Origin of the sequence: Mycobacterium sp. 050128, from assembly GCF_036409155.1 — a bacterium.
Taxonomy (GTDB): Bacteria; Actinomycetota; Actinomycetes; order Mycobacteriales; family Mycobacteriaceae; genus Mycobacterium.
In genome coordinates this window covers 1-283 of sequence record NZ_JAZGLW010000047.1, presented here as the reverse complement: position 1 = coordinate 283, position 283 = coordinate 1, and the positions used below count along the sequence as shown (strand labels likewise).

The window sequence follows — 283 nt, the reverse complement described above, 5'->3', positions numbered from 1 at the left end:
ACGCAAAGTCAACCGCCCACAGCACGGCGACGAGAACGACGCAAGAAGGCGCCAGCCAGCAACCGCGAGACGGCCCGAAGACAAGCGCTCAGCAACATCACTGTCGGAGAATCCGTGTCGGGCGTCGTTAAGAACCTCGAAAACTATGGGGCGTTCGTCAGTCTCGGCGACAACCTCGACGGCCTGATTCCATATCTCAAAGCTCGGACGACAGGTTCACCACCCATCGGCGGTTGTCCAACTAGGCCAAACCGTAGTAGTCATCGTCGAAGACGTCGACATC

General features: G+C 58.3%; 1 protein-coding gene. It reads left to right on the top strand.

Annotated features, from left to right (window positions below; translation table 11 throughout):
• Positions 1-96: 96 nt before the first annotated feature.
• Positions 97-283 (top strand): S1 RNA-binding domain-containing protein (locus SKC41_RS31985; protein ID WP_442931879.1); only part of this gene is annotated, 187 nt, incomplete at its 3' end.